The 21,476-nt window shown below is 71.8% G+C and carries 10 protein-coding genes; 7 read left to right on the top strand and 3 right to left on the bottom strand.

What is annotated here, in order from left to right; translation table 11 throughout:
* Nucleotides 1-131: 131 nt before the first annotated feature.
* Complete coding sequence (gene panB, locus F7Q99_RS06620) at nucleotides 132-1,001, bottom strand: 3-methyl-2-oxobutanoate hydroxymethyltransferase (RefSeq protein ID WP_153460469.1); 870 nt, start codon at nucleotides 999-1,001, stop codon at nucleotides 132-134.
* Between the two features lie 306 nt (nucleotides 1,002-1,307).
* Between panB and F7Q99_RS06615 the strand changes: the two genes are divergently transcribed.
* The 3 genes from F7Q99_RS06615 to F7Q99_RS06605 all read left to right on the top strand — a co-directional run bounded on the left by F7Q99_RS06615 (nucleotide 1,308) and on the right by F7Q99_RS06605 (nucleotide 5,008).
* On the top strand, nucleotides 1,308-2,918 hold the full coding sequence (locus F7Q99_RS06615) for an MFS transporter (RefSeq protein ID WP_153460468.1): 1,611 nt from the start codon (nucleotides 1,308-1,310) through the stop codon (nucleotides 2,916-2,918).
* 165 nt (nucleotides 2,919-3,083) lie between these two features.
* Nucleotides 3,084-3,725 (top strand): TetR/AcrR family transcriptional regulator, encoded by a 642-nt coding sequence (locus F7Q99_RS06610; RefSeq protein WP_153460467.1) that lies wholly within the window; start codon nucleotides 3,084-3,086, stop codon nucleotides 3,723-3,725.
* Nucleotides 3,726-3,949: 224 nt separating this feature from the next.
* Entirely contained in the window at nucleotides 3,950-5,008 is a 1,059-nt protein-coding gene (locus tag F7Q99_RS06605; RefSeq protein ID WP_153460466.1) for an endonuclease/exonuclease/phosphatase family protein, read from the top strand.
* Between the two features lie 15 nt (nucleotides 5,009-5,023).
* Here the strand turns inward: F7Q99_RS06605 and F7Q99_RS06600 are convergent, their stop codons facing one another.
* The gene (locus F7Q99_RS06600) at nucleotides 5,024-6,778 is read right to left on the bottom strand and encodes an NAD+ synthase (RefSeq protein ID WP_153460465.1); all 1,755 of its coding nucleotides are present in this window, start codon (nucleotides 6,776-6,778) and stop codon (nucleotides 5,024-5,026) included.
* A 219-nt stretch (nucleotides 6,779-6,997) separates the two neighbouring features.
* On the opposite strand from F7Q99_RS06600, the gene F7Q99_RS06595 reads away from it, so the two are divergent.
* Nucleotides 6,998-8,359: a glutamine synthetase family protein gene (locus F7Q99_RS06595; RefSeq protein WP_153460464.1), complete on the top strand. Its 1,362-nt coding sequence runs from the start codon at nucleotides 6,998-7,000 to the stop codon at nucleotides 8,357-8,359.
* A gap of 163 nt (nucleotides 8,360-8,522) precedes the next feature.
* Nucleotides 8,523-11,546, top strand: coding sequence for a bifunctional [glutamine synthetase] adenylyltransferase/[glutamine synthetase]-adenylyl-L-tyrosine phosphorylase (locus F7Q99_RS06590; protein ID WP_153460463.1), 3,024 nt, complete (start codon nucleotides 8,523-8,525; stop codon nucleotides 11,544-11,546).
* Between the two features lie 49 nt (nucleotides 11,547-11,595).
* Here F7Q99_RS06590 and F7Q99_RS06585 read toward each other — a convergent pair whose 3' ends face one another.
* Nucleotides 11,596-12,561, bottom strand: coding sequence for a phosphatase PAP2 family protein (locus F7Q99_RS06585; protein ID WP_153460462.1), 966 nt, complete (start codon nucleotides 12,559-12,561; stop codon nucleotides 11,596-11,598).
* Nucleotides 12,562-12,877: 316 nt separating this feature from the next.
* Here F7Q99_RS06585 and pulA point away from each other — a divergent pair, with 316 nt between their 5' ends.
* On the top strand, nucleotides 12,878-18,382 hold the full coding sequence (gene pulA / locus F7Q99_RS06580) for a pullulanase-type alpha-1,6-glucosidase (protein ID WP_326846345.1): 5,505 nt from the start codon (nucleotides 12,878-12,880) through the stop codon (nucleotides 18,380-18,382).
* Nucleotides 18,383-18,972: 590 nt separating this feature from the next.
* A complete protein-coding gene (locus F7Q99_RS06575) occupies nucleotides 18,973-21,309 on the top strand; it encodes a M4 family metallopeptidase (protein ID WP_153460461.1) in 2,337 nt (778 codons plus the stop codon).
* Nucleotides 21,310-21,476 lie beyond the last annotated feature (167 nt).

Raw genomic sequence — 21,476 nt, 5'->3', positions numbered from 1 at the left:
TCGGCCTCGCCGAAGCAACGGCGGTAAGAATTCGTCTCGTCCCGCATCTCACCCTCCCGTCTTGCGGGAGGGGACTGCGGTGCCGCGCAGGAAGTCGGCCTCGCCGACTTCCTGCGCATAGGCAGACGCCGTCAGCGGAAGCTGTGCTCGGCCGCCGGGAAGGCGCCGCCGCGGACGTCCTCGGCGAACGCGCGGGCGGCGTCGCCGAGCACGGCCCGCAGGTTGGCGTACTGCTTGACGAACTTGGGCACCCGGCCCGCGGTCATGCCCGCCATGTCGGTCCAGACCAGCACCTGGGCGTCGCAGTCGGGCCCGCCGCCGATGCCGACGGTCGGGATCGCCAGCTGCTCGGTGACCTGGGCGGCCAGCTCGGCGGGCACCGCCTCCAGCACGACCGCGAAGGCGCCGGCCTGCTGGACGGCCTTGGCGTCGCGCAGCAGCTGGTGCGCCGCCTCGTCGCCGCGGCCCTGGACCGGGTAGCCGCCGAGGGCGTGCACGGACTGCGGGGTGAGGCCGATGTGGGCCATCACCGGGACGCCGGCCTCGACCAGCAGCTCGATCGAGCGGGCGCTGCGCTCGCCGCCCTCCAGCTTGACCGCGCCGACGCCGGCCTCCTTCATCAGCCGGGCCGCGTTGTGCATGGCCTGCGCGGGGGACTCCTGGTACGAGCCGAACGGCAGGTCGGCGACGATCATGGCCCGCTGGGTGCCGCGGACGACGGCGGCGGAGAGCATCACCATCTGATCCATGGTCACCGGCACGGTGGTCTCGTAGCCGAGGTGGCAGTTGCCGGCCGAGTCGCCGACCAGCAGGACGGGGATGCCCGCCTCGTCGAACACGCCTGCCGTGAGGGCGTCGTAGGCGGTGAGCATGGACCACTTCTCGCCGCGCTGCTTGGCGGCGGCGAGGTCGCGGACGGTGACGCGTCGGTTGGTGACCCCGCCGTAGAGGGTGGCGGACGACGCCTGGTTCTGGGCAGGCGAAGGCGAAGAAGCGTTCATCGAACGGGCTCCTGAAGGGTTGTCGTCTCGTGGCGCCGTACGGCGTCCCCGGATCACCTCCATGCTTGCACGCCCCGGCGTGCGCGCAAAGACCCGTGCATGGCGCCGGGTGCGATCTGCGGCACACCGGGTGCGACGCAGGGGTGCCCCGGTCGAGGCGCAGGGTGCCCGGCCCGGCTTTGCCTCATTTTTACGAAACGGGGTCGTCTCGTATCGAAAATGCCGCTACATTGATCCGGGGGGTTACGAGACGTCCGCGACTCGGAAAGCCCGCCAGTGCCACACCACCACGGACGGGGAAGCCCAATGACCACCGCAGCCGCGCCACCTCGAGTACCGGAAGCCATCCACCGCCGCCGCTGGGCGATCCTCGGCACCCTGGTGCTCGCCCTGCTCGTCGTCGTGCTCGACAACTCGATCCTCAACGTCGCGATGAAGACCATCGCCACCCCGGCGCCGGTCGGACTCGGCGCCACCCAGAGTGACCTGGAATGGTCGATCAACTCCTACACCCTGGTGTTCGCCGGGCTGCTCTTCACCTCGGGCCTGCTCGGCGACCGCTTCGGCCGCAAGCGCGCGCTGCTCGCCGGCATGGTGGTCTTCGGCATAGCCTCGCTGCTGTCCGCCCTGGCCGGGTCTCCCGGTGAACTCGTCGGCTACCGCGCCGTGATGGGCGTCGGCGCCGCGCTCGCGATGCCCGCCACGCTGGCCATCATCATGAACGTCTTCGAGCGCTCCGAGCAGCCCAAGGCGATCGGCATCTGGGCGGGTGCGGTCGGCCTCGCCATCGCCGTCGGCCCGATCACCGGCGGCCTGCTGATCGAGCACTTCTGGTGGGGCTCGGTCTTCCTGATCAACGTCCCGATCGTGATCGTCGCGCTGATCGCGATGGTGATCCTGGTGCCGGAGTCCAAGGACCCGAACCCGGGCAAGCTCGACCCGGTCGGCGTGCTGCTGTCGATCATCGGCCTGGTCGCGCTGATCTACGGCATCATCAAGGGCGGCGAGCTGGCCGACTTCACGGCCGTCGAGGCCTGGGCGCCGGTGCTGGTCGGCCTGGTGGCGCTGGCCGCCTTCGTCTGGTTCGAGCGCCGCACCGCGCACCCCGCGCTCGACGTCACCTGGTTCCGCAACAAGGTGTTCAGCGCCTCCGTCGTGGTCGTCGGCGTGGTGTTCTTCGCGCTGATGGGCGTCTCCTTCTTCGGCGTCTTCTACATCCAGAGCGTGCGCGGCTACAGCGCGCTCCAGGCCGGTGAGCTGATGCTGCCGCTGGCCGTCGCCCAGCTGCTGTTCGCGCCCCGGGCCCGGCTGGTCGTCGACCGCTTCGGCGTCGCCGCCACCGCCGCCGTCGGCATGCTGCTGATCGGGGTCGGCTTCGTCGGCTACACCCTGCTGACCGCCACCACGCCGATCTGGGTGCTGATCGTGATCGGCCTGGTCATGGGCACCGGCATGGCCCACGTCATGCCGCCGGTCACCGTCGCGATCATGGGCTCGCTGCCCCGCGAGAAGGCCGGCGCCGGCTCGGCCGTCAACAACACCTTCCGCCAGGTCGGCGGCTCGCTCGGGGTCGCCGTGCTCGGCGCGGTGCTCTCCAGCGTCTACCGCGACGGCATGACCGACACCCTCAACCAGCTGCCGGAGGGGCTGCGCGACAAGGCCGGCGAGTCCCTGGAGGCCACCCTGGCCATCGCCGGACGGATGGGCCCGAAGGGCGAGGCGCTGCTCGGCCCGGCCAACGACTCCTTCATCAGCGCCATGCACGTGGTGGCAGGGCTCTCCACGGGCATCACCGTGGCCGGCGCCGTGATCGCCTGGTTCCTGCTCCCGCGCAAGGCGGCCGGGCCCGCCGGCGGGCCCGCGAGCCCGGACGGACAGGCCGCCGACCGGCGGGAGCCCGCGGCGGCGGACGCCTGACCCACCGTCGCACTGAGCGACAATGGCCCTGCCGCCCCGGGTACGCCCGGAGCGGCAGGGCCACAGTCCAGGACTCCCGGCCACCACCCGGTCGGGCCCCTCGGACGGCCATCGGAAACGGAACGGCGCCCGTGCGCCCGCGCAGATCCAGGGAGAAACAGCGGGATGAAGACGGACACCCCGGCCGCCGAGGCCGCTCAGCCCTGCGCCGCCGCGCGCCGTGGCCGGCCGCGCAGCGAGGCCGCCGAGCAGGCCATCTTCACCGCCGTCGAGGACCTGATGGCGGGCGGCACCGCGCTGTCCGAGCTCACCATCGAGGGCATCGCCACCGCCGCCGGCGTCGGCAAGGCCACCATCTACCGGCGCTGGCCCAACAAGGAGGCCCTGCTGGTCGACGTGGTCAGCCGACTGGAGGTCCCGATGCCGGAGCCGACCGGCGGCGGCGCCCGGGACGACCTGGTCGCCGTGATCGACTACATGCGCCGGCGCGGCCTCGCCAAGCGCAGCCGCTGGCTGCTCAAGGCCGCCTTCGGCCAGCTGCACAGCCTCCCCGAACTGTCCGCCGCCTACCGCGACCGGGTGGTCAGGCCGCGCCGCGAGGCGGCGCTCGAACTGGTCCGCCGGGCCGTAGACGAGGGCGTGCTCCGCTCCGACCTCGACGTCGACCTGCTCTGCGACCTGCTGATGGGCCCGATCCTGTACCGGAGCATCCTCTGGGACGACTCCGACCTGGAGGACCCGGAGCTGGCCCGCACGATGGTCGACGCCCTGCTCGACGGCCTCGCGCCGCGGCCCGCGGCCTCCTGAACCGCGCCCGACGACTCAGCCCGACGGCTCCGCCCGACGTGTGGGCCTGACGTGTCCAAGCTCACCAAACCCGGCCACGCCGGAACCCGCTCCGGAGGCCTCGCGTCTGTCCCGGCATAGGCTGAGCCGGTATCCGAACGAACCGGCACCAGTCCGGTTCAGCGCCCGCGATCCGACGGGCCCGACACCGGACCGGCGGACGGCACGAGCGAACGGGAGCACGGATGACGCAGGCGGACGGGACCGACCGGACCACCGACCCGGCCCCGGGCGAGGAGAGCGCCCCGGCAGTCGAAGACCGTCCCGGGCGCCTCCTGGGCCTGCGGCACTGGGGCCGGGACAGCCGCGGCAGCACCACCTGGCGGCGCGGCCTGGTCGTCGCCGGCCTGGCCCTGCTCACCGCCGTGCTGCTGGCCTTCCACGCGGAGGTCCCGAACGGCGTCGGCAACCTCGGCAGCCTGCTGGAGACCTTCCTGCCCTGGCTCGGCCTGGCCGTCCCGCTGCTGCTGGTCCCCGCGCTGCTGCGGCGTTCGGCCACCGCGCTGATCGCCCTGCTGGTGCCCGCCGTGCTCTGGCTCAACCTGTTCGGCAGCCTGCTCACCGACAAGAACGGCGGCTCGGGCGACTTCACGGTCGTCAGCCACAACGTGGCCGCCGAAAACACCGACGTGTCGGGCACCGTCCGCCGGCTGGTCGACTCCGGCGCCCAGATCGTCGCCCTCGAGGAGCTGGCCGGTCGGGCGCTGCCCGGCTACGAGACCGGGCTGGCCGCGGCGTACCCGTACCACGCGATCGAGGGCACCGTCGGCCTCTGGTCGAAGTACCCGATCGCCGACGTCACGCCGGTGGACCTCAGGATGGGCTGGACCCGGGCCTTCCGGGCGCGGGTCACCACCCCGCAGGGCCCGCTGGCGGTGTACGTCGCGCACCTGCCCTCCGTCCGGCTGAAGGCAGAGGGCGGCTTCACCGTCGACCAGCGGGACGTCAGCGCGCAGGCGCTCGGCGACGCGATCCAAGCCGAACAGGTGAAGAAGGTGCTGTTGCTCGGCGACCTCAACGGCACCATGAACGACCGCAGCCTGGCGCCCATCACCTCGCAGATGCGCTCCGCCCAGGGCGCGGCCGGGGACGGCTTCGGCTTCAGCTGGCCGTCGGCCTTCCCGATGGCGAGGATCGACCAGATCATGAGCAAGGGCGGGCTGAAGCCGGTCGACTCCCGCACCCTGGCCCGGGACGGCAGCGACCACCTCGCGGTGGCCGCCACCTACCGGTACGCCTCGTGACCCCACGAGGTGGGATCAACCGCGCCGCCAGCGGTTGGTGATCGGTAGGCGGCGGTCCCGGCCGAAGTTCTTGAGCGAGACCTTCGGGCCCGGCGGGTACTGGCGCCGCTTGTACTCGGCGGTGTCGACCAGCCGGACGACCCGGTCCACCACGGCCGGGTCGAAGCCGGCCGCGACGATCGCGTCCCGGCCCTCGTCGCCCTCGATGTACCGGTCCAGCAGGCTGTCCAGCAGGTCGTAGTCGGGCAGCGAGTCGGTGTCCTTCTGGTCCGGCCGCAGCTCGGCGGACGGCGGCTTGGTGATGGTGTTCTCCGGGATCGGCGGTACCTCGCCGCGCCGCTCGGCCTCCTCGTTGCGCCAGCGGGCCAGCCGGAAGATCAGCGACTTGTAGACGTCCTTGATCGGCCCGAACGCGCCCACCGAGTCGCCGTACAGGGTCGAGTAGCCGACCGCCAGCTCGCTCTTGTTGCCGGGCGCGAGCACGATGTGCCCCTCCTGGTTGGAGATCGCCATCAGCAGGGTGCCGCGCAGCCGGGACTGCAGGTTCTCCTCGGCCAGGCCGGTCAGCTCGGTGGCGGCCATGTAGGCGTCGAACATCGGGGCGATCGGGACGGTCCGGAAGTTCAGCCCCGTCCGGCGGGCCAGCTCCGCCGCGTCGTCCCTGGAGTGCTGCGAGGAGTAGCGGCTCGGCATCGAGACGCAGTACACGTTCTCCGCGCCGATCGCGTCCACCGCGATCGAGGCGACCAGCGCCGAGTCGATGCCGCCGGAGAGGCCGATCAGCACGGACCGGAAGCCGTTCTTGGCGACGTACGCCCGGGTGCCGGAGACCAGCGCGGCCCAGATCTCGGCCTCGTCGGACAGCCGCGGCGCGACCTCGGCGGCCAGCCTGTCGGCGGGGGCGGGCTGCGCCTCGCCGCCCAGCTCGGTGCGGACCAGGTGCAGGCCGTCGCTCAGCAGCAGACCGTCGGTGTGGTCGCTGCTGGCGGCCGGCAGGTCGAGGTCGAGGACCAGCAGGTGCTCCTCGAACTGCGGGGAGCGGGCCAGCACCTCGCCGTCCGCGCCGACTACGATCGAGTCACCGTCGAAGACCAGCTCGTCCTGGCCGCCGACCATGTTGACGTAGGCCAGCGGGCAGCCCGCCTCGGCGGCCCGGCGCCGGACCAGCTCCAGCCGCTGGTCGTCCTTGTTCCGCTCGTACGGCGAGCCGTTGACCACCAGCAGCAGTCCGGCCTCGGCCTCGCGGGCCGCGGTGACCCGGCCGCCGTCCTGCCAGATGTCCTCGCAGATCGCCAGCGCGACGTCCACCCCGTGCAGCCGCAGCACCGGCAGCTGGTCGCCGGGGACGAACCAGCGGTACTCGTCGAACACGCCGTAGTTGGGCAGGTGGTGCTTGGCGAAGCGGGTCACCACCTCACCCCGGTGCAGCACCGCCGCGCAGTTCTGCGGCGAACCGGCCGGGCGGCCGAACCGCGGCGAGGCGTGCTCGGAGCGCCCCAGGTAGCCGACCACCACCGGCACCTCGCCGAGCCCGTCGTCGGCCAGCCGCCCGGCCAGCTCGACCAGCGCGCCGCGGGACGCCTCGACGAAGGAGCTGCGCAGGGCGAGGTCCTCGACCGGGTAGCCGGTCAGGACCATCTCGGGAAAGGCGACCAGCTGGGCGCCGGCCTCCACGGCCTGCTTGGTCCAGCGCACCACCTCGTCGCTGTTGCGGGCGATGTCACCGACCCAGGGGTCGATCTGGCTCAGGGCGAGTCGGAGATTCGGCATGCCTCCGAGTGTAATCGTCGATCTGACGCAATGTCGCCGCCGGGGGTCGGCGAGGAGTCCGTGAGGCGTCCGTGAGGGGATCGCGAGGGGATCGAGAGTGGGCTGGTGAGGGGGGCGGCACTGCCGGTGGCCGCGATGATCGGCCATGATGGGGGCAATCGCTTTCGGTGGCCTTCCGGGCGTAACACGAGCGTAAAGAGCAGAGGTGAGACTGTCCCCATGGGCAAGCAGCAGCAGTTCGTGCTTCGGACGCTCGAGGAGCGTGACATCCGGTTCGTCCGGCTGTGGTTCACCGACGTGCTCGGGTTCCTGAAGTCGGTCGCGGTGGCGCCGGCCGAGCTGGAACAGGCCTTCGAGGAGGGCATCGGCTTCGACGGCTCCGCGATCGAGGGCTTCGCCCGCGTCTACGAGTCCGACATGATCGCCAAGCCGGACCCGACCACCTTCCAGATCCTGCCGTGGCGCTCGGAGACGCCGGGCACCGCCAGGATGTTCTGCGACATCCTGATGCCCGACGGCTCGCCCTCCTTCGCCGACCCGCGGTTCGTGCTCAAGCGCACCCTGGAGAAGGCCTCCGACCAGGGCTTCACCTTCTACACCCACCCCGAGATCGAGTTCTTCCTGCTGAAGAACCTGCCCGGCGACGGCACCCCGCCGATCCCCGCCGACCACTCCGGCTACTTCGACCACACCCCGCGCGGCGTCGGCCACGACTTCCGCCGGCAGGCGATCACCATGCTGGAGTCGATGGGCATCTCGGTGGAGTTCTCCCACCACGAGGGCGCGCCCGGCCAGCAGGAGATCGACCTGCGCTACGCCGACGCGCTGTCCACGGCCGACAACATCATGACCTTCCGCCTGGTCATGAAGGAGGTCGCGCTGGAGCAGGGCGTGCACGCGAGCTTCATGCCCAAGCCCTTCTCCGAGCACCCCGGCAGCGGCATGCACACCCACGTCTCGCTGTTCGAGGGCGACCGCAACGCCTTCCACGAGTCCGGCGCCGAGTACCAGCTCTCCAAGGTCGGCCGCTCCTTCATCGCCGGCCTGCTCCGGCACGCCGCCGAGACGGCCGCCGTCACCAACCAGTGGGTCAACTCCTACAAGCGCATCTGGGGCGGCTCCCAGCGCACCGCCGGCGCCGGCGGCGAGGCCCCGTCGTACATCTGCTGGGGCCACAACAACCGCTCGGCGCTGATCCGGGTGCCGATGTACAAGCCCGGCAAGCAGGGCTCCACCCGGGTCGAGGTCCGCTCGCTGGACACCGGCTGCAACCCCTACCTCGCCTACGCGGTGACCCTCGCGGCCGGCCTCAAGGGCATCGAGGAGGGCTACGAGCTCCCGCCCGGCGCCGACGACGACGTCTGGGCGCTGTCCGACTCCGAGCGCCGCGCGCTGGGCATCCAGCCGATGCCGCAGAACCTCGGCGAGGCGATCGACCTCATGCAGCGCAGCGAACTGGTCGCCGAGACGCTCGGCGAGCACGTCTTCGACTTCTTTCTGCGCAACAAGCGCCAGGAGTGGGAGGAGTACCGCTCCGAGGTCACCCCGTTCGAGCTGCGCAAGAACCTCCAGGTGCTCTGAGCGCGCGAAGTCCTTACGGCCCGCCGCCGTCCGACCGGACGACGGCGGGCCGTCGTTCTGGGAGGGATCGGCAGCGGAAGAACGCGCGGGTCCCGCCCGTCGTCACGCCCGGCGCCGGGCCGTTCGGGCGCGTAACCTGCTGGAGCGGACGGATGGAGGGGCCATGGCGGTGGAGGAGCAGCGGGCCGGGAGCCGAGTCAGCCGGCCGGAGATCCGGCTGGTGCGGCGCGGGTTCACGGACCCCGCGCGGGCGGTCCGGCTGCTGGCCGGGCCCGGCCTGGAAGGGCTGGCCGACGACCCCGTCCTGCTGGACGCCCTCGGCGCCACCGCCGACCCCGACCTGGCCCTGCTCGGCCTGGCCCGGCTGCTGGAGGCCGCCGACGAGACCGACCGGCACACCCTGCGCGACACCCTCACCACCTCCAAGCCGCTGCGCGACCGGCTGCTCGGCGTCCTCGGCGCCTCCACCGCGTTCGGCGACCACCTGGCCCGGCACCCGCACGACTGGCACGCCCTGGTCACCTTCGAGCTGCGCGACATGCACCCCGGCCCGGAGGACTTCCGGCGCGCCCTCGCCGAGGACGTCCGGGACGGCGGCCGCCGGAGCCCCGCCGACGCGCTGCGCATCGCCTACCGCCGCTGCCTGCTCGCCATCGCCGCCCGCGACCTCACCGGCACCACCGACCTCGCCCAGACCGCCGCCGAACTCGCGGACCTGGCCGGCGCCACCCTGCAGACCGCCCTGGACCTCGCCGCCGCCCAAGACCCGGACGCCGCCCGGGCCTGCCGGCTCGCCGTGATCGGCATGGGCAAGTGCGGCGGCCGCGAGCTCAACTACGTCTCCGACGTGGACGTCATCTTCGTCGCCGAACCGCAGGAGGGCGTCGACGAGCACGAGGCGGTCAAGGCCGCCACCCGGCTCGCCGCCGCGCTCACCCGGCTCTGCTCGGACACCACCGGCGAGGGCACCATCTGGCCGGTGGACGCCAATCTGCGCCCCGAGGGCCGCCACGGCCCGCTGGTGCGCACCCTGGCCAGCCACCTCGCGTACTACCAGCGCTGGGCCAAGACCTGGGAGTTCCAGGCGCTGCTCAAGGCCCGCCCGGTCGCCGGGGACGCCGAACTCGGCGCCGCCTACCTGGAGGCGCTGGCCCCGATGGTCTGGCAGGCCGCCGCCCGCGAGAACTTCGTCGCCGACGTCCAGCAGATGCGCCGCCGGGTGATCGACTCCATCCCCGCCACCGAGCTGGACCGCCAGCTCAAGCTCGGCCCCGGCGGGCTGCGGGACGTCGAGTTCTCCGTCCAGCTGCTCCAGCTGGTGCACGGCCGCACCGACCCGGCCCTGCGCAGCGGCAACACCCTGGAGGCGCTGGCCGCGCTCTCCCGCGGCGGGTACGTCGGCCGGGCCGACGCCGCCTCGCTGGACGTCGCCTACCGCTTCCTGCGCACGCTGGAGCACCGCATCCAGCTGCACCGGCTGCGCCGCACCCACCTGATGCCCACCGGGGAGGAGGACCTGCGCCGGCTGGCCCGCTCACTCGCCTCGCTGATCAACGACGACACCCGGGCCGACCCGGTCGCCGCGCTCCAGCGGGAGTGGAAGCGGCACGCCGTCGAGGTCCGGCGGCTGCACGAGAAGCTGTTCTACCGCCCGCTGCTCGATGCCGTCGCCGAACTGCCGCCGGGCGCGGCCGGACTGACCCCGGACGCGGCCCGGGCCCGGCTGGAGGCGCTCGGCTACGCCGACCCGGCCGCCGCGCTGCGCCACATCAGCGCGCTCGCGTCCGGGGTCAGCCGCAAGGCGGCGATCCAGCGCACCCTGCTGCCGGTGCTGCTCGGCTGGTTCGCCGACTCCGCCGACCCGGACGCCGGGCTGCTCAACTTCCGCCAGGTCTCCGACGCCCTCGGCCGCACCCCCTGGTACCTGCGGCTGCTACGGGACGAGTCCGCCGCCGCCGAGCAGCTGGCCCGGGTCCTGTCGGCCGGCCGGCTGGCCCCCGACCTGCTGCTGCGCGCACCCGAGGCGGTCGCCATGCTGGGCGACCCGCAGGGCCTGGAGCCGCGCGGCCGGGCCGCCCTGGAGGGGGAGATCCTGGCCGCCGTCGGCCGGGCCGACTCCACCGCCGCGGCCGTCGCCGCCGCCCGCTCGGTGCGCCGCCGGGAGCTCTTCCGCACGGCTGCCGCCGACGTCCTCGGCCGCCTCGGCGACGACTCGGCCGAGGCCCTGGACACCGCGGGGGAGGCGCTGACCGCGCTCAACGCCGCCACCCTGCAGGGCGCGCTGCGCGCCTGCATCGCCGGCTGGGAGGCCGAGAACGGCGACCTGCCGACCCGGATCGCGGTGATCTCGATGGGCCGGTTCGGCGGCCACGAGCTGGGCTACGGCTCGGACGCGGACGTGCTCTTCGTCCACGAGCCGCTGCTCGGCTCGCTGGAGCAGGAGGCCGCCAAGGCCGCCCAGGCGGTCTGCCACGAGCTGCGGTCGCTGCTCGGCGCGCCGTCCACCGAGCCGCCGCTGCTGGTCGACGCCGACCTGCGGCCCGAGGGCCGCAGCGGCCCGCTGGTGCGCACCCTCGCCTCGTACACGGCGTACTACCGGCGCTGGTCGCACGCCTGGGAGAGCCAGGCGCTGCTGCGCGCCGAGCCGGTGGCCGGGGACGAGCAGCTGGGCGCGCGGTTCCGGCAGCTGATCGACCCGCTGCGCTACCCGGGCACCGGGGTGCCGGAGCGGGACCTGGTGGAGATCCGCCGGATCAAGGCCCGGATCGAGGCGGAGCGGCTGCCGCGCGGTGCCGACCCGACCACGCACACCAAGATCGGCCGGGGCGGGCTGGCGGACGTGGAGTGGACCGTCCAGCTGTTCCAGCTCCAGCACGGGCACGAGCTGCCCGCCCTGCGCACCACCCGGACCAGGGCGGCGCTCGCCGCCGCGGCCGAGGCCGGGCTGGTCGCGCGAGGCGACGCGGCGGTGCTGGACGCCGCCTGGGTGCTGGCCTCCCGGGTGCGCTCGGCGGTGATGCTGGTGCGCGGCCGGCCGGGGGACAGCTTCCCCGGGGAGGCCCGGGAGCTGTCCGGGGTGGCCCGCTACCTCGGGTACGGCGCCGGGCACAGCGGCGAGCTGGTGGACGACTACCGGCGCACCACCCGGCGGGCCCGGGCGGTGGTGGAGCGGCTGTTCTACGGGTGAGCCCGGCCGGAGAAAGAAAAGGGGCCCCGGTCGGGGCCCCTTTTCGTGACTAGCGCCGTGCGGTACTGACCGCCGGCTCGCTCCACTGCTCCGGGACGGTGATCGGCTCGTCCGCCGTCTCCCGGGCGGGTACCTGGGGCAGCCGGTAGACCCAGGAGTGGTACAGCCAGCGGGCGGTGAGGAAACCCACCAGCAGGCAGAGCACGCCCCCGACGGCGTCCATCCAGAAGTGGTTGGCGGTCGAGACGATGACGAGGAGGGTGGCCGCCGGGTAGAGCAGGCCGAGCAGCCGGACCCACGTCCGGCGGGCCAGGAAGAAGATGGCCAGGCCGCACCACATCGACCAGCCGATGTGCATCGAGGGCATCGCCGCGTACTGGTTGGAGACGTGCGCGGCGGGCCCGGAGGCCATCGAGCCCCAGGTGCCGTGGGTCTTCACGGTGTCGATGAACCCGCCGTCGGTCATCAGCCGGGGCGGAGCCAGCGGGAAGAAGTAGAAGCCGACCAGGGCGATGGCGGTGGTGACGAACAACACCGTGCGGGCGGCGACGTAGCGGCCGGGGTGGCGGCGGTAGAGCCAGACGAGCACGCCGATCGTCACGATGAAGTGCAGCGTCGCGTAGTAGTAGTTCATCCCGGTGATGAGCCACCCGACGCCGTCCATGGCGTGGTTGATCGAGCGCTCGACGGTGATGCCGAAGGTGTGCTCCAGGTCCCAGATCCAGCGGGCGTGCTTCTGGGCCACCGCCTCCTGTTCCGGGACGGCGTTGCGCACGATCGAGTAGATCCAGTAGCTGATCCCGATCAGGGCCAGCTCGAACCAGATCCGCGGCCTGGCCGGCGAGCGGCGCTGGTCGCGGACGCGGGTGCGAAGCACCGCGGTGCGGGACTGGGTGGCACGGGTGGCTCCGTCGGGCAGATCGCCGGACGAGGCCGGGTGCGCTCCGGAACCGCCACCGTGCTCCGTGTCGGCGCGCTGCGCGCCGATCTGCTGGATCTCGGTCGGTTCCCCCATGGACGAGAAGTCTGCCAGACGTCCCGTAGCCGTCTGCTCATCCTCCGGAAGTGGATTCTTCACCGGCTGTCCCCCTTGAGGGTTAGGGGGCGGCTCCCACCGGGGTAGGGGGTGCGGTCGGGTCTGGTGCTTACCGGTGGGACGGGCATATGACCCATTGTCGCGCCGACCGGTTAGGGGTGGGTAGTCAGGGTCCCCGGGACGGCCGGCGGGCGGGATTTTCCCGCCACGAAACGGTTTCTGCATCTTGCTGAAACATATTGCAGCCCGCTAGCTTCCTGGAAACTCGATCACCCCTTCCCCAAGGGAGCCCTCAGTGGCCGATGTCCCGCGCCGCCCCCGACGGAGCACCCCCCGACGCAGACCCGGCCGCACGGCCGTCCTGCTCGCCGCCGCCCTGACCGCCGCCACCCTCGGCAGCGCCCCCGCGGCCCTCGCCGCGGGCCCGCCCGCCCCGCCCTCGGACGCCGCGCTGGCGGCCACCGCCGGGCGGCACGACCTCACCCGCGAGCAGTTCTACTTCGTCCTGCCCGACCGCTTCGCCAACGGCGACGGCGCCAACGACACCGGCGGCATCACCGGCGGGCGGCTGGAAAACGGCTTCGACCCGGCCGACAAGGGCTTCTACCACGGCGGCGACCTGGCCGGCCTGATCCAGAAGCTCGACTACATCCAGAACCTCGGCACCACCGCGATCTGGATGGCCCCGATCTTCAAGAACAAGCCGGTCCAGGGCGCCGGCGACCAAGCCTCGGCCGGCTACCACGGCTACTGGATCACCGACTTCACGCAGGTCGACCCGCACTTCGGCACCAACGACCAGCTGAAGGAGCTGATAGCCAAGGCCCATGCCCGCGGCATCAAGGTCTTCTTCGACGTCATCACCAACCACACCGCCGACGTCATCGACTACGCGGAGCAGCAGCACACCTACCGCTCGACCGGCGCGTACCCGACGCTCGACGCGGACGGCAACCCGGTCGACGAGACCGCGATCGCCGACGCGGGCGCCCCCTGGCCGCGGACCACCAAGGACTCCTTCCCGTACACCCCGGTCCTGCGCACCCTGGCCGACGCGAACGCCAAGAGCCCGTCCTGGCTCAACGACCCCGCGCTCTACCACAACCGCGGTGACTCGACCTTCGTCGGCGAGTCCGCCACCGAGGGCGACTTCAGCGGCCTGGACGACCTCGACACCCAGAACCCCCGGGTGGTGAAGGGCTTCGAGAAGGTCTACCAGCAGTGGGTCCAGGACACCGGCGTGGACGGCTTCCGGATCGACACCGTCAAGCACGTCAACATGGCGTTCTGGCAGCAGTGGGCGCCCGCGCTCAAGGACTTCGCCGCGAAGCACGGCAACCGGAAGTTCTTCATGTTCGGCGAGGTCTACTCCGGCGACCCGGCGGTCACCTCGCCCTACGTCACCAAGGGCAGGCTCCAGGGCACCCTCGACTTCCCGTTCCAGGGCGCCGCCCGCTCCTACGTCTCCCAGGGCGGCTCGGCGAGGAACCTCGCCGACGTCTACGGTCAGGACTACCGCTACACCAGCGCCGACACCGACGCCTACGAGCTGCCGACCTTCCTCGGCAACCACGACATGGGCCGGTTCGGCTCCTTCCTGCTCGCCGACAACCCGGGCGCCGACGAGGCCACCCTGCTCAGGAAGGACCGGCTCGCCAGCGAGCTGCAGTTCCTCACCCGCGGCCAGCCCGTCGTCTACTACGGCGACGAGCAGGGCTTCACCGGCGCGGGCGGCGACAAGGACGCCCGGCAGGACATGTTCGCCTCGAAGACGCCGTCGTACAACGGCGACCGCGTACTCGGCGGCACCTCCGGCCCGGCCGACCGGTACGGGCAGGGCGGCGAGCTCTACCAGGGCGTCGCCACGCTGGCGAAGCTGCGCCGCGACAACCCGGCGCTCGCCGACGGCGCCCAGATCGAGCGGTACGCGGCCGACGGCGCGGGCGTGTACGCGTTCTCGCGGATCGACGCCGGGCAGCAGATCGAGTACCTGGTGGCGGTCAACAACGCCGCCGAGGCGAAGACCGTCACGCTCGACACCTTCTCGGCCGGCATGGGCTTCGACCGGATCTACCCGGCGGCGGGGGAGAAGGCGACCAGCGGCGCCGACCGCAAGGTCACCGTCACCGTGCCCGCGCTCTCCTCGGTCGTGTTCAAGGCCGGCGCCAGGCTCGCCCCGACCGCCGCGGCGCCGCAGATCTCCGTGCAGCCGCCCGCGGACCGGTCGACCGGCACCGTGACCGTCGGCGCCAAGGTCGACGGCGGCGGCTTCGACCGCGTCACCTTCGCCGCCCAGATCGGCAACGGGCCCTGGCAGACCCTGGGCACCGCCGACACCGGCAAGTACGCCGTCACCCAGGACCTCAGCGCGGTGGCGCCCGGCACGGTCGTGCAGTACAAGGCTGTCGTGCAGGACTCCAGCGGCCACCTCCGCTCCGCCACCGGCAGCTTCACCACCGGCACCCCCGCACCCAAGCCGGTGCCCACCGCCACCGCCCGCCCGTACGCCGTCGTGCACTACAACCGGCCCGACGGCGACTACGACGGCTGGAACCTCTACGGCTGGGGCGACCTCGCCGACGGCGAGGGCACCCAGTGGCCGGCCGGGCACGGCTTCGTCGGCCGGGACGCGTACGGTGCCTTCGCGTACGTGAGGCTCAAGCCGGGCGCCTCCGACGTCGGGTTCATCGTCGAGAAGAACGGCGTCAAGGACGTGGACGCCGACCGGCACATCGACGTCGGCAGCACCGGCGAGGTCTGGGTCAAGCAGGGCGACCCGACCGTCCGCACCGCCAACCCCGGCCCGGCCAACACCCAGCCGGCCAACACCGCCGTCATCCACTACAACCGGGCCGACGGCAACTACGACGGCTGGGGCCTGCACGACTGGACCGGCGCCGCCAACCCCACCGACTGGGGCAAGCCGCTGATGCCGGTGCGCCGCGACGCCTTCGGTGCCGTCTTCGAGGTGCCGCTCGCCCCCGGTGCGACCAGCCTGAGCTACATCCTGCACAACGGCAACGACAAGGACCTCCCCAACGACCAGTCGCTGGACTTCGCGGTCAACGGGCACGAGGTCTGGATCCTCGGCGGCCGCGAGGGCTACCTGCTGCCGCAGAACGCCGCCGCCTCTTCGCAGCTGGACCTCGGCACCGCCAAGGCCCAGTGGATCGACGAGAAGACCGTCGTCGTCCCGGCGAACTACGGCGCGAGCGACGCGGCCCTGGCCGGCGGCACCAGCGCCCAGCTGGTCTACGACCCCGAGGGCGGCATCCGCGCCGACAAGGGCGTGCTGACCAAGCCCGGCAAGTGGATCCGGCTCACCCCCGTCCAGGGCGGGCCGACCGACGCGCAGAAGGCCAAGTTCCCGCACCTTGCGGGCTACCGCGCCTTCACCGTGGACGCCCGCGACACCGCCCGCGTCCCGGCCGCGCTGCGCAGCCAGCTGCTGTTCACCGAGCACCTGCCGAGCGGCGCCGTGCTGGCCGCCACCGGTGTGCAGATCCCGGGCGTGCTGGACGACCGGTACGCGCGCCACACCGGCCGGGTCGACTTCGGCCCCGCGTACTACGACGGCAAGGTGGCGCTGTCGGTGTGGGCGCCGACCGCGCAGGAGGTGTCCGTCCAGGTCTTCGACAGCGCGACCGGGGGCACCCCGAGGACGCTGCCGCTGAAGCTGGACGACGAGACCGGCGTGTGGGAAGTCGTCCGTGACAAGGCCGAGTTGGACGGCAAGTACTACCTGTACCAGGTGAAGGTCTGGGCGCCCTCGGTGCAGCAGGTGGTCGTCAACACCGTCACCGACCCGTACTCGGTGGCGCTGTCCACCGACTCGAAGCGGAGCCTGGTCGCCGACCTCGCCGCCAAGGAGCTCAAGCCGCAGGGCTGGGACGACCACGCCGTCCCGAAGGCCGTCCCGCCCGCGCAGCAGCAGATCCAGGAACTGCACGTCCGGGACTTCTCGGTGGAGGACACCACCGTCCCGGCCGCCGAGCGCGGCACCTACCTGGCGTTCACCGAGTCCAAGTCGGCCGGCATGCAGCACCTGCGGGAGCTCGCCAAGGCCGGGGTGACCACCATCCACCTCCTGCCGACCTTCGACATCGCGACCATCCGCGAGAACCGGGCCGACCAGAAGCTGCCCGCCTGCGACCTCAAGTCCCTTCCCCCGGACAGCCCGAAGCAGCAGGAGTGCGTGGCCGCCGTCGCCGCCGACGACGCGTACAACTGGGGCTACGACCCGCTGCACTACAACGTGCCCGAGGGCTCGTACGCGACGGAGCCTGGGGGCACCGCCCGCACCGTGCAGTTCCGGCAGATGGTGCAGGCGATGCACGAGGCCGGGCTGAGGGTCGTGCTGGACGTCGTCTACAACCACACCGCCGCCAGCGGCCAGGCCGACCACTCGGTGCTGGACAAGGTGGTCCCCGGCTACTACCACCGGCTGGACGCCAACGGCAAGGTCACGACGGACAGTTGCTGCTCCGACACCGCGCCCGAGCACGCCATGATGAACCGGCTCGTGGTCGACTCGGTGACCACCTGGGCCCGCGAGTACAAGGTGGACGGCTTCCGCTTCGACCTGATGGGCCTGGACCCGAAGTCCACCATGCTGGACGTGCAGGCCGCGCTGCGGAAGATGACGCCGGACTCCGACGGCGTCGACGGGAAGAACGTCTTCCTCTACGGGGAGGGCTGGAACTTCGGCGTCGTCGCCAACAACGCCCGGTTCGAGCAGGCCACCCAGGTCAACATGGCCGGCACCGGCATCGCCACCTTCGACGACCGGATCCGCGACGCCGCCCGCGGCGGCAACTTCATGCTGGGCTCCGCCCCGCAGCAGGGCTTCGCCTCGGGCCTGTACACCGACCCGAACGGCTCGCCCGCCAACGGCACCCCGGAGCAGCAGAAGGCCCGACTCCTGCACCAGATGGACCAGTTGAAGGTCGGGCTCACCGGCAACCTGGCCGGCTACTCCTTCACCGACAGCTCGGGCAGGACCGTCACCGGGGCCCAGGTCGACTACAACGGCGCCCCGACCGGGTACGCGGCCAAGCCGGGCGAGGCGGTGGAGTACCTGGACGCCCACGACAACACCGACCTGTTCGACGCGTTCGCGTACAAGCTGCCGACCGGCACGTCCCCCGCCGACCGGGCCCGGATGCAGGCGCTCGGCCTCTCGCTCACCGCGCTCACCCAGGGCGCGGGCTTCGCCCAGGCCGGCAGCGACATGCTGCGCTCCAAGTCGCTGGACGCCAACGCCTACGACTCGGGCGACTGGTTCAACGCCATCCACTGGAACGCTTCCGAGGGCAACGGCTGGGGCCGCGGCCTGCCGATGGCAGCGGACAACAGGGAGATGTGGCCGACCGCCCAATCCCTGCTGGCCAACCAGAAGTTGACCGTGGGCGCGGCCGACATCCGGGCGACCGCGGCGCAGTTCCAGGACTTCGTGCGGATCAAGCAGTCCTCGCCGCTGTTCTCCCTGCCCACCCTCGCCGACGTCCAGCAGCGGCTCTCCTACCCGCTCTCCGGAACCGCCGGCGAGACGCCCGGGGTGATCACCCTGCACCTGGACGGCACCGGGCTGGCGGGCGCCGAGAAGGGCGTCACCGTGGTCTTCAACGCCACGCCCACCGCGCAGAGCCAGACCGTGGCGGCCCTCAAGGGGACGGCCCAGGCCCTGCACCCCGTGCAGGCGGGCGGCGCCGACCCGGTGGTCAAGCAGTCCGGCTTCGACGCCGCGACCGGCACCTTCACCGTGCCGGGCCGCACCGTGGCGGTGTTCGTCCAGGGCTGACCTTCGGTTCAAAAAAACTGTATTGAGCCACAGTTAAAAGGAACTCCCGGGCCCCGTACCGCTGTTGAGGTGGTACGGGGCCCTTGGCGCGTCAGCGCGCAGTGGCCGGAATCCGTCGCTGGCGCGACCGGAAAGGTGACGTGCCGCGCCCGACCGGCGCTGCGTCCCGTGAGGGCAGCCTCATCGCGGACCTGAGTGCTGGTCAATGCCACTGCGGGTCAGGTGAAGCGCGCGTGGTCATGAAAACCGTGGTCACAAGTTCGCGTGCCCGTAACACAGTTGGGCGTCCGTGCGATGACCGGACGCGGGTGCGAATCGGCCATTCCATGGCATGCATCTGTCATCAGCGGCTCATTTGCTGTCACGATTCCTCCGGCTGCAGGTTGAGGGGCCCCACCCCCCGGATACAGCCGGCCAGTTCACGTGCAGCGCATCCCCCCTCCGGAACGCCCTGCACCGCAACGACAGGTGAGCACTGCTACGCACCCCCGTCGCACACAGCCGCCGGGGGCCCCCACTGCGCCGCAACCCTGCGGCCCAGGTCGCCCTCCACCGTGCGCGTACCCGCGCCGGTCGGTTAAGGAGTCCGCATGTCCCGCTACGCTCACGCCCGGAAGGCGGCGGTCGTCATGGCCGCCACCACCGCGCTCGTGGTGACCGGTATGCCGGTCATCGCGCAAGCGTCCAGCCCCGACGCGCCGACCGCCGTCGCCCAGCAGCTCTCCGCCCGTGCGCAGCTGATCTCCGCCGCCAGCCAGCAGGCCCCGGCCCTCGCCCAGAGCATCGGGCTGGGCGACCAGGAGAAGCTGGTCACCAAGGACGTCGTCCAGGATGCCAGCGGCGCCCGCCACCTCCGGTACGAGCGCACCTACGCCGGACTGCCCGTCCTCGGCGGCGACCTGATCGTCCACCAGGACGCCTCCGGCGCCACCAAGAGCGTGACCAGGGCCAGCGAGGCCGTGCTGACCGGCGTGAACACCACCCCCGCCCTGGCCGCCCCCAAGGCCCAGGCCGCCGCCATCGCCGCGCAGAACGGCGCCGGCGTAGAGGTCGCCCCGCGCCTGGTCGTGTGGGCCGCCGACGGCACCCCGCGGCTCGCCTACGAGACCGTCCTCAACGGCAAGGAGGCGGACGGCACCCCGAGCAAGCTGCACGTCGTCACCGACGCCACCACCGGCGACGTGATCAGCAAGTCCGAGGGCATCCAGACCGGCACCGGCACCGGCGTGTTCGTCGGCACCGTCCCGCTGACCACCACGAACAGCGGCGGGCAGTACCAGCTCAAGGACGCCAGCCGTGGCGGCCAGTACACGACCAACATGAACAACGGCACGTCCGGCAACGGCACGCTGTTCGCCAAGTCGTCCGACACCTGGGGCAACGGCCAGGCCAGCAACCCGGAGTCGGCCGCCGTCGACGCGCAGTACGGCGCCGGCGCCACCTGGGACTTCTACAAGAACACCTTCGGCCGCAACGGCATCCGCAACGACGGGGTCGGCGCCTTCAGCCGCGTGCACTACGACAGCAACTACACCAACGCGTTCTGGGACGACTCCTGCTTCTGCATGACCTACGGTGACGGCGCGAGCAACACCCACCCGCTCACCGAGATCGACGTCTCCGGCCACGAGATGAGCCACGGCGTCACCGCCGCCACCGCCAAACTGAACTACTCGGGCGAGTCCGGCGGCCTCAACGAGGCGACCTCCGACATCATGGGCACCGGCGTCGAATTCTACGCCAACCTGCCCTCGAACCCGCCGAACTACTGGATCGGCGAGCTCATCAACCTCAACGGCAACGGCACGCCGCTGCGCTACATGGACAAGCCCTCCAAGGACGGCTCCTCGGCCGACTCCTGGTACTCGGGCGTCGGCAACCTGGACGTGCACTACTCGTCCGGCGTCGCCAACCACTTCTTCTACCTGCTGTCCGAGGGCAGCGGCGCGAAGACCATCAACGGCTTCAACTACGACAGCCCGACGGCCAACGGCGTCACCGTCGCCGGCATCGGCCGGGACAAGGCGCTCCAGGTCTGGTACAAGGCGCTGACCGCGTACATGACCTCGACCACCGACTACGCCGCCGCCCGCACCGCGACCATCAACGCGGCCACCGACCTCTACGGCGCGAACAGCACCGAGGTCTACCAGGTCGGCGTCGCGTGGGCGGCCGTCAACGTCGGCCAGGTGCCCCCGAACCCGGGCGGCGTCAGCGTCACCAACCCGGGCAGCCAGTCCACGGCGCTGAACGGTTCGGTGAACCTGCAGATCCAGGCGTCGGGCGGGACGGCTCCGCTGTCGTACTCCGCGACCGGGCTGCCGACCGGTCTGTCGATCAACTCCTCGACGGGTCTGATCTCCGGCACCGCCTCCGCCGCGGGCAGCTACAACGTGACGGTCACGGCGAAGGACTCGGCGGGCAAGACCGGGACGACCAGCTTCAGCTGGACCGTGTCCGGTGGTGGCGGCGCCTGCACCCCGACGCAGCTGCTGGGCAACCAGGGCTTCGAGACGGGTTCGGCCGCGCCGTGGACGGCGTCGGCGGGCGTGATCGACAACAGCGCCTCGCAGCCGGCCCACGGCGGCAGCTGGAAGGCCTGGCTGGACGGCTACGGCAGCAGCCACACCGACACGCTGTCGCAGACGGTGACGATCCCGGCGGGCTGCAAGGCGACGCTGAGCTTCTGGCTGCACATCGACACCGCCGAGTCGGGCACCACGCCGTACGACAAGCTGACCGTGTCGGTGAACGGCACCACGCTGAAGACGTACAGCAACGTGGACGCCGCGGCCGGCTACCAGCAGCGCACGTTCGACCTCTCCGCCTACGCGGGCAAGAGCGTCACGCTGAAGTTCACCGGCGTCGAGGACTCCTCGCTGCAGACGAGCTTCGTGATCGACGACACGTCCATCCAGACCGGCTGAGCGCCGGAAGGGACTTCCCGGCCCGGTGAAGTCCCGGTGAGTCCTGGTGCGTGAAGACAGGTGAGGGGCCCGGCAGCCACGGCTGCCGGGCCCTTGTCGTTCTCGTCGTCACCACTGTCGATACTGATGCGGAAACGTTTCGTCCGCTGTCTTGACGGTGTCTCCCG

It is taken from the genome of Streptomyces kaniharaensis (genome assembly GCF_009569385.1).
GTDB lineage: Bacteria > Actinomycetota > Actinomycetes > Streptomycetales > Streptomycetaceae > Kitasatospora > Kitasatospora kaniharaensis.
Note: the sequence above shows the minus strand (reverse complement) of the source record. Positions and strands in the feature narration are given on the sequence as shown.